Origin of the sequence: Phaeovulum veldkampii DSM 11550 (genome assembly GCF_003034995.1) — a bacterium.
Classification (GTDB): Bacteria; Pseudomonadota; Alphaproteobacteria; order Rhodobacterales; family Rhodobacteraceae; genus Phaeovulum; species Phaeovulum veldkampii.
This window is the reverse complement of sequence record NZ_PZKF01000004.1, coordinates 93220-105143: the sequence shown is the minus strand read 5'-3', so window position 1 is coordinate 105143 and position 11924 is coordinate 93220. Positions and strand designations below refer to the sequence as shown.

Annotated in this window: 10 protein-coding genes and 1 riboswitch; of the genes, 2 read left to right on the top strand and 8 right to left on the bottom strand. The window is 66.8% G+C overall.

Features of this window, described 5'->3' with window-relative positions:
• Positions 1 to 49: 49 nt before the first annotated feature.
• From C5F46_RS02890 to miaB, 8 genes are all read right to left on the bottom strand, one after another.
• Entirely contained in the window at positions 50 to 2215 is a 2166-nt protein-coding gene (locus C5F46_RS02890; RefSeq protein ID WP_107323848.1) for an esterase-like activity of phytase family protein, read from the bottom strand.
• A 90-nt stretch (positions 2216 to 2305) separates the two neighbouring features.
• Positions 2306 to 3007 carry a tRNA (guanine(46)-N(7))-methyltransferase TrmB gene (gene trmB, locus C5F46_RS02885; RefSeq protein ID WP_107323847.1) on the bottom strand — a complete coding sequence of 234 codons (702 nt, stop codon included), beginning with the start codon at positions 3005 to 3007 and terminating at the stop codon, positions 2306 to 2308.
• Between the two features lie 128 nt (positions 3008 to 3135).
• Positions 3136 to 4302, bottom strand: a complete 1167-nt coding sequence (gene metK / locus C5F46_RS02880) for a methionine adenosyltransferase (RefSeq protein WP_107323846.1) — start codon at positions 4300 to 4302, stop codon at positions 3136 to 3138.
• Between the two features lie 6 nt (positions 4303 to 4308).
• Positions 4309 to 4357: riboswitch (SAM-SAH riboswitch) on the bottom strand.
• Between the two features lie 11 nt (positions 4358 to 4368).
• Positions 4369 to 5877, bottom strand: coding sequence for an apolipoprotein N-acyltransferase (gene lnt / locus C5F46_RS02875; RefSeq protein WP_107323845.1), 1509 nt, complete (start codon positions 5875 to 5877; stop codon positions 4369 to 4371).
• On the bottom strand, positions 5874 to 6776 hold the full coding sequence (locus C5F46_RS02870; RefSeq protein WP_107323844.1) for a hemolysin family protein: 903 nt from the start codon (positions 6774 to 6776) through the stop codon (positions 5874 to 5876). Before C5F46_RS02870 ends, lnt begins: the two co-directional genes overlap by 4 nt.
• A 54-nt stretch (positions 6777 to 6830) precedes the next feature.
• Positions 6831 to 7334, bottom strand: coding sequence for an rRNA maturation RNase YbeY (gene ybeY, locus C5F46_RS02865; protein ID WP_107323897.1), 504 nt, complete (start codon positions 7332 to 7334; stop codon positions 6831 to 6833).
• Positions 7318 to 8340 (bottom strand): PhoH family protein, encoded by a 1023-nt coding sequence (locus C5F46_RS02860; RefSeq protein WP_107323843.1) that lies wholly within the window; start codon positions 8338 to 8340, stop codon positions 7318 to 7320. The genes ybeY and C5F46_RS02860 overlap by 17 nt, the downstream gene beginning before the upstream one ends.
• Before the next feature lie 106 nt (positions 8341 to 8446).
• Entirely contained in the window at positions 8447 to 9817 is a 1371-nt protein-coding gene (miaB, locus tag C5F46_RS02855; RefSeq protein ID WP_107323842.1) for a tRNA (N6-isopentenyl adenosine(37)-C2)-methylthiotransferase MiaB, read from the bottom strand.
• A gap of 109 nt (positions 9818 to 9926) precedes the next feature.
• Here miaB and C5F46_RS02850 point away from each other — a divergent pair, with 109 nt between their 5' ends.
• Both C5F46_RS02850 and C5F46_RS02845 read left to right on the top strand, forming a co-directional pair.
• Positions 9927 to 10793 (top strand): glycosyltransferase family protein, encoded by an 867-nt coding sequence (locus tag C5F46_RS02850; RefSeq protein ID WP_107323841.1) that lies wholly within the window; start codon positions 9927 to 9929, stop codon positions 10791 to 10793.
• A 90-nt stretch (positions 10794 to 10883) separates the two neighbouring features.
• Positions 10884 to 11921, top strand: coding sequence for a TRAP transporter substrate-binding protein (locus tag C5F46_RS02845; protein WP_107323840.1), 1038 nt, complete (start codon positions 10884 to 10886; stop codon positions 11919 to 11921).
• Positions 11922 to 11924 lie beyond the last annotated feature (3 nt).

Below are 11924 nucleotides of genomic sequence, written 5' to 3'. Positions count from 1 at the left end.
ATGCCCCCCGCGGCCGGGCCGCAGGGGGCGCAGGGCCGTCAGGCGCGGGTCACTCGACCTTGCCGATCGACCAGAACAGCGTCTCGCCCGAGGCGTCATCGACGCCGTCGTTGTCGGTGACCACATAGCCCGTGCCCGCTGCGTCGATGGCAAAACCCTCGACCTTGTCCTGCATGTAGCCGCCCCAGCCCTTCAGATCGGGGATCAGGTCGCGCACCTCTTGCTTGGTCACCACCGGCAGCGTTTCGCCCAGCTTGGCGGGCACGAGATCGGGCAGCTTCACGCGGAACAGCTTTTTCACCTTTGCCGCATCACCGATCAGGTTGTCGCGCTCGACGATATAGGCATGGTCGCCGTGAATGGTGATTTCGGACAGGCCCATCCAGCCTGCGCCCTTCGGCTCCAGCGGGTAATGCACAGCACCCCATTCCTCGGCCTCAAGGTTGTAGGCGAGAAGCTTGACCATCCCCTTGGGATCATCGCCCCATTCGCGCTGCACCGCCATCCACAGCACGTCGCCCACCTTGGCGATGCCTTCCAGACCAAAGCGCGTCTGCCCGGCCAACAGGGCCGCCGGCAGGCCGATTTCCTTTTTCACCGCGCCCTTGGCATTCACGTTGACAATGCCATGCGGCACCATCTTGTCGGCATTACCCTCGGAGGCGAGCCAGAAGCCGCCCTTGCCATCGGGGGTGATCCCCTCCAGATCCAGCTTCTGCGCGGGCATCCCCGCTGCCGTCACCGGCAGCGCCGCAGTGATGCGGGCAGGCGTCTGGGTGGCGTCAATGGTGAAGATCGTGGGCTGAAAGCCAAAGAAGCTGTCGTTCACGGCATAGAGCTTGCCCGGCACCTCGGGGTCGGCGGCCAGCCCCGACAGCGCACCAAAGCCCGCCACATCGCCGCCCGCGGCGGTGATCGTCGGATAGGCGGGGGAACCCTCTTGCATCTGGTAGACCATCACATGGCTGCGCGCGCCACCATCGGCGCCCAGATCAGCCTCGTTGGCCGAAATCAGCAGGCCGCGGTCGGGCAGCGCCACAAAGCCTTCGGGCCCCACGCCCGAGGGCAAGATCTGCCGCAGCACCGGCGCCGCCGGATCGGTCACGTCATAGACGCCCACGACCGAGGCGCGCTCGGCCCCCACGAACAGCAGCGGCATGTCGCCGAAACGGGCAAAGTCGATCGACTCGGGCTCAACCCCCTTGGCGTCGGACCGCTTGTCGGGGTAGTGTCCGATCTGCGCCACCGCTCGCTCAAAGCTCGGGCCGCTTTCGTAGACGACGGTGCCATCCTTACGCCAGATCGTGAAGCCGCGCGAACCGCCCTTGTAGTCGCCCTCGTTGGCGGTGGCGAAATGGTCGGCGTCGATCCATTTCACCGCGTCGGGTTCGCGCGCGACATCGGCCAGCCGCTCGGCAAAGATCAGCGCGCCGCGTTCATCGGTGGCGTCGATGCCCTCCAGCGTCACCGCGCCCGCGCTGAAATGCGCGGCCACCGCCCCATCGGCGCCGATCACCGCGATGTGGTTGTTTTCCTGCAAGGTCACCACAATCTCGCCCAGATCGTTGATCGCCACGAATTCCGGCTCGGGGTCATCGCCACCAATGGCGGCAAGACCCGTCAGGTCGATCTTCTGCGCCGCGCCGCAATCGGGCAGACCATCTTTCAGCGGCAGCCTGACCACAAAACCCGCGGGCATCTGCGGCAGGGCGCCGTCGTTCACCTCTTCGTCACGCTCGTTTTCCACCGCCACGGCGATAAAGCTGCCGTCCTTGGCGCGTGCCACCGAGTCGGGCTGCCCCCCCAGATCGCAAGAGGCGACTTCCTTCCGGGTCGCCAGATCGACCGCCACCAGCCGCCCCGAGGGCGCGGCAAAGCTTTCCGACGTGTTCACCCCCGCCAGCGCATGGGCGCCGACGATAACGACCGAGGTCGGCTCGCCGTTCATGGCGATATTGCCCAGAGGCTTCGGCGCCGCGGGGTCGGTCAGGTCGATCATGCCCAGCACGCCCAGCGGGCTGTCGGTATAGACCAGCGTCAGGCCGTCTTCCGAAGCGGCCACGATCTCGGACGAGGTTTCACGCGCGGTATCTTCGCCCGCGGCCATGTTCGTCACCACCGGAAAGCTGGCGATACGGTTGAAGGTCGTTTCGGCCAGCGCGGGCGCGGTGGCCAGCGCAAGGGCCGAGGTGAGGCAGGCAAAGCGAAGGGTCATGGCCAATCCTTGATGCAGGGAAACCTGCCGTGGGACATGGCGCGGTTGAGTGACGCGGGCATGACGCCCGCATGACCCTTCGGTAACGGATCAGCGGCGGCGGAAGGTGACGTAATGCGGCGCACGCCCCTCGCGCAGCGCCTTTTGTTCATAACGGGTGGAAATCCAGTCATCCCACGCCGTGACGCCGTTCCCGACCAGATCAAAGCCCGCCTTCGGCACCTCGGCCAGCGTCTGGCGGACGTAATCGGGAATATCGGTCGCCACCCGGAACTCGGCCCCCGGCGCCATCGCGCGCGCCAGCGGCACAAGGTGATCCTGCGTCACAAAACGGCGGCGGTGGTGGCGGCGCTTGGGCCAGGGGTCGGGGTAGTTCAGAAAGGCGCGGGTCAGGCTGCCTGCGGGCAGCACATCCAGCAGATCGCGCGCATCGCCGGGGTAAACCGCAAGGTTCGTGACCCCCGCCAGCCGGATCTTGCCCAGCAGCATGGCCACGCCGTTGATGAACGGCTCGCAGCCGATCAGGCCCACCTCGGGGTAGGTCGCGGCCATATGCACCATGTGCTCGCCCCCGCCAAAGCCGATTTCCAGCCACACGGGCCGGTCATCGCCAAAGATCGCGGTCAGGTCGAGCGGTGCACGCTCGGGGTTGTCAGCGCGGCTGACACCTGCAGGGCACAGCGTTGTCAGGTCTTCGGACAGATAGGTGCGCTGGCTCTTGCGGATCGTCTTGCCCGACCGGCGGCCATAGAAGTTGCGCCATTCGGGCGCGGGATCGGTGTCATCGGTCATGGAAAAGGCCCCGGAGTGTTCCGGGGCCTCTAACCCTGTTCCGCAGCGGGGGTCAAGCAAAGCGCAATGGTCGGGGTGGGTGCGCCGTCACGGCACACGCCACAGGCGCACCTTGCCCGCCCCCCGCATCAAATCGCCTTCTTGATCGCCTCGGCCAGATCGGTGCGTTCCCAGCTGAAGCCGCCATCAGCCTCGGGCGCCCGTCCGAAATGGCCATAGGCCGCGGTGCGCGAATAGATCGGCTTGCACAGGTCAAGCTGGGTGCGGATGCCGCGCGGGGTCAGGTCCATCACCTGCGCCACCACCCGCTCGATCTCGGCCTCGGGCACCTGGCCGGTGCCGTGGGTATCCACATAGATCGACAGCGGCTTGGCCACGCCGATCGCGTAGGACACCTGAATGGTGCAGCGTTTGGCCAGCCCCGCAGCGACGACGTTTTTTGCCAGATAACGCGCGGCATAGGCGGCCGAACGGTCCACCTTGGTGGGGTCTTTGCCCGAAAACGCACCGCCGCCATGGGGCGCGGCCCCGCCGTAAGTATCCACGATGATCTTGCGCCCGGTCAGGCCGGCATCGCCGTCGGGGCCGCCGATCACAAAGGTGCCGGTCGGGTTCACCCACCATTCGGTCTTGTCGGAAATCCAGCCCGAAGGCAGAACCTCGCGGATATGGGGCTCCACGATGGCACGGATATCGTCCGAGGTCTGGTTTTCATCGGCATGCTGGGTCGACAGAACGATCGACGTCACCTCGACCGGCTTGCCGTTTTCATAGCGCAGCGACAGTTGCGATTTGGCGTCGGGGCGCAGCGTCGGCTCCTGACCCGATTTGCGCACCTCGGCCAGACGGCGCAGGATGGCATGGGCATACTGGATCGGCGCAGGCATCAGCTCGGGCGTTTCGTCGGTGGCATAGCCGAACATGATGCCCTGATCGCCGGCCCCGTCCTTGTCCACGCCCTGCGCGATATGCGCCGACTGCTTGTGCAGGTAGTTCGACACGGTGATCGTGTCCCAGTGGAAATGTTCCTGCTCGTAGCCGATGTCCTTGACGCAGTCGCGCACGATACCATCGACACGCTCCATGAAGGCATCCAGACGCTTGGGGTCCGACAGACCCACCTCGCCACCAACGACAACGCGGTTGGTCGTGGCAAAGGTTTCGCAGGCAACGCGGGCGTTGGGCTCCTCGGCCAGAAAGGCGTCGAGGACGGCATCCGAGACCCGATCGCACAGCTTGTCGGGATGCCCCTCCGAAACGGATTCGGAGGTGAAAGTGTAGTTCTGACGTGTCATGGGACGTGCTCCGCTGGTTAATCCCCGCCACGCCAGGAAGCCGTTGTGGCGGTTCAATGCGCTTGCCTAGACCCGCCCCGATGCGCGGTCAATGGCTTTCCGCTGGCGCAGTGCCAGCCCGCCCAATGCTGCGACGATTAGCGCAAACACGGGCCAGTCGCCGGTCCGGGCATAAAGGGTGGGTGGCAGCGCCGCAGGCAGCGCCAGATCCAGCGTGCCGATCTGCCCCATGCCGAGCTCGGCCAGAACCCGGCCCTTGGCGTCAATCACGGCGCTGACGCCGGTATTCGCGGCGCGGGCCAGCGGCAGCCCCGTCTCGACCGCGCGCAACCGGGCCTGCGCCAGGTGCTGCCACGGGCCGGTCAGGTCGCCAAACCAGCCATCATTGGTGATCTGAAGCAGCCAGTCGGGCCGTTCGGGCGCGGCGCGCAGGTCTTGCGGAAAGATCGCCTCATAGCAGATCAGCGGCTGAACCCGGCCCAGCGCGCCCAGGTCCAGCACCATGGCCCCCGGCCCCGCCGAATAGCCGTTGCCCGCCTGTGCGGCAAAGGCGGTGATGCCAAACCGCGCGGCCAGATCGCCGAACGGGATGTATTCGCCAAAGGGCACCAGGTGGAACTTGTCATAGACCGGGCCAATCGCGCCCCCCGCTCCGATCAGGGCGAGGCTGTTGAAGAACCGCGCCCCCTCCATCCGCTGGATGCCCACCGCGACCGGCACACCGCCTGCCGCCTCGGCGATCATCGCGCGGCCGGGGCCTTCATCCTCCAGCAGGAACGGCACGGCGGTTTCGGGCCAGATCACCAGATCAGGCGGCCGCGCCCCCGGCGCCGGATCGGTCGCGGTCAGATCAAGGTGGCGGTAGAAGAATTCGCGCGCCATGTCGGGCTGCCATTTCAGGTGCTGCGCCGCATTGGGCTGCACCAGCCGCAGCATGACCGGCGCCGCGCGCACCGGCGCAGGCACAGCCAGCCGCGCCTGCCCGCCCGCCCAAAGTCCGGCCAGCGCCAGCGCCGCCACCGGCGCCGTCAGCATCCGCCCGCGCCCCGGCAGCGCGAGCGATGCCGCCACCAACGCGGTGATCAGGCTCAACCCGACCGGCCCCGCAAAGGCCGCGGCCTGCGCCAGCGGCGTGTCGATCCAGATGTGGCCCAGCAGCGCCCAGGGAAAGCCGGTGAACAGATAGCCGCGCAGCAGATCGGCACCCGCCAGCGCCAGCGCCATGGCCAGCGCCCGGCTGCCCGGCGCACGGCCCAGCCGTGCCCCAACGCCCGCCGCCGCGGCCCAGAACAGGCCCATACCCGCCGCCATCAGCACCAGCGCGAAGGGCGCCATCCAGCCGTAAACCTCGGGCTCGATCAGAAACGGCTCGACAATCCAGTTCAGCGCGGCGGCAGCATAACCCGCGCCTGCGGCCCAGCCGATCCAGGCCGCGCCGCGGTGCGCCGCGGCGGCCAGCGCAATCACCCCCGCCAGCGCGGGCAGCGCCACAAACCACCAGCCCAAGGGCGCCTGCCCGGCTGCCACGGCGGCACCCAGCACCGCCGCCCCCGCCAGACGCCAGCGCGCCGTCATTCCGGCCGCGCAGCCTGTGGCAGGCGCACCCGCAACCGCTTGATCCGGCGCGGGTCGGCATCGACGATTTCAAATTCCACGCCATTGCCCATCGGGATCACCTCGCCACGCACCGGAACCCGACCGGTCAGCATGAACACAAGTCCCCCCAGCGTGTCGATTTCCTCATCGGTTTCGGCATCGGCCAGCTTCATGCCGATGGCGGTTTCGAATTCGTCCAGCGGCGCGCGGGCCTGCACCAGATACTGGCCCGGCTTTTCGACCGTCCAGTAGCCACCTTCGACCTCGTCGTGTTCATCCTCGATTTCGCCGATGACCTGTTCGATCAGGTCTTCGATCGTCACCAGACCATCGACCCCGCCATATTCGTCGATCACCAGCGCCATGTGGATGCGCTGGCTCTGCATCTTTTGCAACAACACCCCGATCGGCATTGAGGGCGGGGCATACAGCAGCGGCCGCAACATCGTGCGCAGCGAGAACCGCGCGACCGGCGTCAGGCCAAAGCCGTGCTGCATCGCCAGATCCTTGAGGTGGATCAGCCCCAGCGGGCTGTCGAGCGTGCCCTTGAATACCGGCATCCGCGAAAACCCCTGTTCGCGGAAGGTCGCCACCAGATCGGGCAGGCTGATGGTGACGGGCACGGCCACGATCTCCACCTTGGGGATCGCCACATCCTCGACCCGCATCCGGCGCAGGTTGCCGATGCCGGGAAGCGTGGCGGGCGTGGGCGCGCCCAGCGCCGACAGGTCGGACTGCCCCTCCCCCTCCGACGGGCTGAAGGCGTTCAGAATGCGCCCCAAAAGCCCGCGCGGCTGGCCCTGTTCGGCCTGACTGTCATCCTCGTCAGTCTCCCGCGCGGCTTGCGCGGGGGGCGGTCCGTCTGCACTTTGTCCCATCGGTCATTCCATAGGCCGGGTGCCTGCCCCGGCGGTGCTGTGCCGGATGCCCGGCTAATCGTAGGGATTGGCAATCCCCATGCCTGCCAAGATGCGGGTTTCGGTAGCTTCCATCAAGAGCGCGTCATTGTCGCGGATGTGATCATATCCCAGCAGATGCAGGGTGCCATGCACGAGAAGATGCGTCACATGGTCGGCCATCGCCTTGCCCTGTTCGACTGCCTCGCGGGCGCAGGTTTCCCAGGCGATGGCGATGTCGCCCAGCTCCTCGGGCATCATCGCGCCCGGCTCGGGCAGATCTGGCGTGCCGCCGTCGGCCTCGGCGCAGCGTTCCTCGGACGGCCAGGACAGCACGTTCGTCGGCGCGGGCTTGCCGCGGAAATCGGCGTTCAGCCCAGCGATGCGGGCATCGTCGCAGCCCAGGCAACTGATGACATAACCCACGGGGTCAAGCCCCAGATCGGCCAGCACGGCACGCCCCGCCGCCTCGGCGGCAGCTTCCAGACCGAAGGTTTTCCAACGGTCGTCCTCGATCACAACATCAACCAGCGGCTCCATCGTCGCGGTCATAAGCCTGGATGATCCGGGCCACAAGGGCATGGCGCACCACATCCTTGGCGGTGAAGTAGTTGAAGCTGATCCCCCTGACCCCATCCAGAATGCGCTCGGCATCGGCCAGCCCCGAGGCGGTGCCGCGCGGCAGGTCGATCTGGGTGCGGTCGCCGGTGATCACCATGCGGCTGCCCTCGCCCAGGCGGGTCAGAAACATCTTCATCTGCATCGTGGTGGCGTTCTGCGCCTCGTCCAGCACCACAAATGCGTTCGACAGCGTGCGACCGCGCATGAAGGCCAGAGGCGCGATCTCGATGCGCTTTTCCTCCATCAGCTTTTGCATCTGCTTTTGCGGCAGAAAGTCGTTCAGCGCGTCATACAGCGGCTGCATGTAAGGATCGACCTTCTCCTTCATGTCGCCGGGCAGAAAGCCCAGCCGCTCGCCCGCCTCGACGGCGGGGCGGCCGAGGATGATCTTGTCCACATGCCCGCCGATCAGCATGGTCACACCCACGGCCACCGCCAGATAGGTCTTGCCGGTGCCCGCAGGCCCGATGCCGAACGCCATTTCATGGGTAAAGAGGTTCTTTACGTAGGCCTTCTGCGCCTCGGTCCGCGGCTCGACCTGCTTCTTGCGGGTGCGAATCTCGTAGTGGCCGGCGGCGAACATCTCCAGTTGTTCGTCCAGCGGCACCGCCTCGGCGCCCAGATCGCCCAGCCGGATCGCGGCGTCGATCTCGGCCGCATCCACCGGCCGGCCCTGTTCCAGCCGCCCATACAGCGCGTTCAGCACCGCGCCCGCCTGCGCCTGCGCCTCGGGGCTGCCCACCACCGCCAACAGATTGCCGCGGCGCAGGATATGCACCCCCAGCTTGTGCTCGATCTGGGCGAGGTTGCGGTCAAACTCGCCGCACAGGTCGATCAGCAGGCGGTTGTCGGGATATTCCAGTAGCGTTTCATGCGCATCCTGGGAACGGGGCGGGGGGGTGATCGCGCTCAGGCCCAACAGCATCTCCCTGTGCTGACGTTTCCAAGTATGGTGCCTTGCTGCCTGCAATTCCGCAAGCAATGGTTGCCCCCGCAGGGCCTGCGCCCGGCGCCATCGGCGCAAATTTTCGTCAAACCGCCGCCAAAACCGGCCTTCGGGGGCCGTAATCGCCCATCAGTTCCCCGGCCAGAGAATTGGGATCAGAGGCGGTGATTCTGACCCGCGCCAGCACGCCGGGCCGCAGATCGGGGGCGGCAACGTGAACGGCGTGCAGATATTCCGACTTGCCGACCCACTGCCCCGGCATCCGCCCCGGCTTTTCAAACAGCACCGTCACCACCCGCCCCACCATCGCCGCCTGGGCTGCGCGCTGCTGTCGGGTGATCAGCGCCTGCAACCGGTGCAGGCGGTCGTCGGCCACTTCGGCGGCCACCGCCTCGCGGCTGGCCGCGGGGGTGCCGGGGCGGGCCGAATATTTGAACGAATAGGCCGCGCCATAGGTGACCGCGCCGATCAGATCGAGCGTCGCCTGAAAATCCGCCTCGGTCTCCCCGGGGAAGCCCACGATGAAATCCGAGGTCAGCAGAATGTCGGGTCGCGCGGCGCGGATACGTTCGACCAGCCGCAGATAATCCTCGGCGGTATGTTTACGGTTCATCGCCTTCAGGATGCGGTCCGACCCCGACTGCACCGGCAGGTGCAGATAGGGCATCAGCTTGGGTTCCTCGGCATGGGCGGCGATCAGGTCGTCTGCCATGTCGTTCGGGTGCGAGGTGGTGTAGCGGATGCGCTCCAGCCCCTCGATCCGCGCCAGGTCGCGCGTCAGACGCCCCAGCCCCCACGCGCCATCCGGCCCCTGCCCGTGATAGCCGTTGACGTTCTGGCCCAGCAGGGTGATTTCACGCACACCGCGCGCCACCAGCTTGCCCGCCTCGGTCAGGATGCGGTCAACGGGGCGGCTGATCTCGGCGCCGCGGGTGTAGGGCACCACGCAGAAGGCGCAGAATTTGTCACAGCCCTCCTGCACGGTCAGAAAGGCGGTGGGCCGGGCGCTTGCCGCGGGGCGGTCGGGCAAAAGGTCGAACTTGTCTTCGACCGGAAACTCGGTGTCCACCGGTCGCGCCCCGCCCTCGGCGGCCTTCACCATCGCGGGCAGGCGGTGGTAATTCTGACTGCCCACCACCAGATCGACCAGCGGCATCCGCCGCAGGATTTCGGCCCCCTCGGCCTGCGCCACGCAACCTGCCACCGCCACCGTCAGATCGGGCTTGGCGGTCTTGAAGGGCTTCAGCCGCCCCAGATCGGAATACAGCTTTTCGGCCGCCTTTTCGCGGATGTGGCAGGTGTTCAGCAGCACCATGTCGGCTGCGGCCGGATCGTCGGTCAGAACATAGCCCTCGGCGCCCATGGCCTCGGCCATGCGCTCGCTGTCATAGACGTTCATCTGACAGCCATAGGTCTTGATATGGAGCTTTTTCAGCCCCGCCTTCGGATCGGCCATCGGCCCCGCCTCTTCGCAAGAATGGCGTCTGATACCCCAGATGCTGCCCCGCTTGCAATCCGCCGCCCGCTGCCCGATCTTGCGCGCCAGATCACAAGACGGGGACGGAATGGACTATCCCTCACTCGACGCCTTTTTGCAGCAGGGGCGCGCGGTGCTGGCACAAGGCCCGGTCGCCCTGATCGTGGTCGAGGATGCAGCCGAGGTGGACAGCACCCTGCGCCACCACCTGCGGGCGGGCTTTCGCGCCGTGGTGGCCTTCATGCCGCAGGCACTGACCCTGCCCGCCTCGCTCGCGCCGCTGGTTCACCGCGTCACGCATCAGCCCTATGACCGCGAGGCGGTGGCCGACACGATCACCCGCGTGATCGCCGCCTGCCCGCCGACGACCTGGCTTTATTACGGATTCAACACCGAATACCTGTTCTACCCGTTTTGCGAAACGCGCTCTGTGCGCGAGATGATCGCCTTTCACGCCGAAGAACGGCGCGATGCGATGCTGACCTATGTGATCGACCTTTACGCCGCCGATCTGGCCGCAAACCCCGACGCCGTCTGCCTTGATCAGGCGATGCTGGACCGGTCGGGCTATTACGCGCTGGCCCGCCCCGACGCCACCGGCAGCCCCAAGGAACGGCAACTGGATTTCTTCGGCGGGCTGCGCTGGCGGTTCGAGGAACATATCCCCGCCCCGCGCCGCAAGATCGACCGGATCGCGCTGTTTCGGGCGCAAAGGGGGCTGGTGCTGCGGCCCGACCACACCTTCAACATCGAGGAATACAACACCTATTCCTGCCCCTGGCACCACAACCTGACGGCGGCGGTGGTGTCGTTCCGGGTGGCCAAGGCGCTGAAGGCCAACCCCGGTTCAAGCCATGCCATCGCCAGCTTTCGCTGGGCCGGGTCGCAGCGGTTCGACTGGCAATCGCAGCAACTGATGGATCTGGGCCTGATGGAGCCGGGGCAGTGGTTCTAGGCCGCCCCGCCCCCTTTGCGATTGATTTACCCAACGTCAGCCCTTAGCCCGAACCCAAGCGCCGCATCCGACCCCGAGGAGGAACCGCCCATGAAGACCGCCCTTTTTGCCACGCTTGCGACCCTTGCGCTGACCGGCGCGGCAGCCGCCCAGGAGGTGACGCTGCGGTTTCAGCACTTCGTCTCGCCCGCCTCGGCCAGTCCGACGCATTTCATGCAGCCCTGGGCCGACAAGATCGAGAAGGACTCGGGCGGGCGCATCAAGGTAGAGCTTTACCCGGCCATGCAACTGGGCGGCACACCCGCCGACATGTATGATCTGATCGCCGATGGCGTGGTCGATGGCGGCTGGATCGCACCGTCCTACCAGCCCGGCCGCTTCCCCGAGGTGGAGGCGCTGGAACTGCCCTTCATGGTCACCAAATCCGCCGAAGAGGCCAGCCGCGCCGCCTGGGTCTTTACGCAAAAACACCTGATCGACGATTTCGCAGGCATCCACATCATTGCCGCGCACATGCACGGACGCGGTCTGGTGCACAAGAAAGGCCCGGCGCTGACCTCGGCCGACGATCTGCGCGGGCTGAAGCTGCGCGCGCCCTCGCGGCCCGCCACCCTGTTGCTGGAACGGCTGGGCGCGGTGCCCGTGGGCCTGCCGGTGCCCGCCTTCCCCGAGGCGCTGGCCAAGGGGGTGCTGGATGGCGGCGTCATCACCTGGGAACTGGCACCCTCGCTGAAGCTGAACGAGCTGACCGACAGCCACACCGATGTCGCGGGCGAGATGTCGCTTTACAACCTTTACCTGCTGTGGGCGATGAACAAGGATAGCTACGCAGCCCTGCCCGACGATCTGAAGCGCGTGATCGACGCCAACTCGGGCTGGGCGGCCTCGGCCTGGGCGGGGCGGGCGCATGACATCGGCGACGCCACAGGCCGCGCCGCGATGGAGGTCGACGGCAACCAGATCGCCACCCTGTCCGAGGCCGAAACCGCCCGCATCCATGCCGCAGGCGCCGAGGTCGAGGCCGCGTGGATCACCGAGATGGCGGCACAGGGGCTGGCACCCGAGGCGCTGCTGGCCGATGTGCGCGCCACCGTGCAGGCCACCCGCGACGCGCAGCGCGACTACTGACGG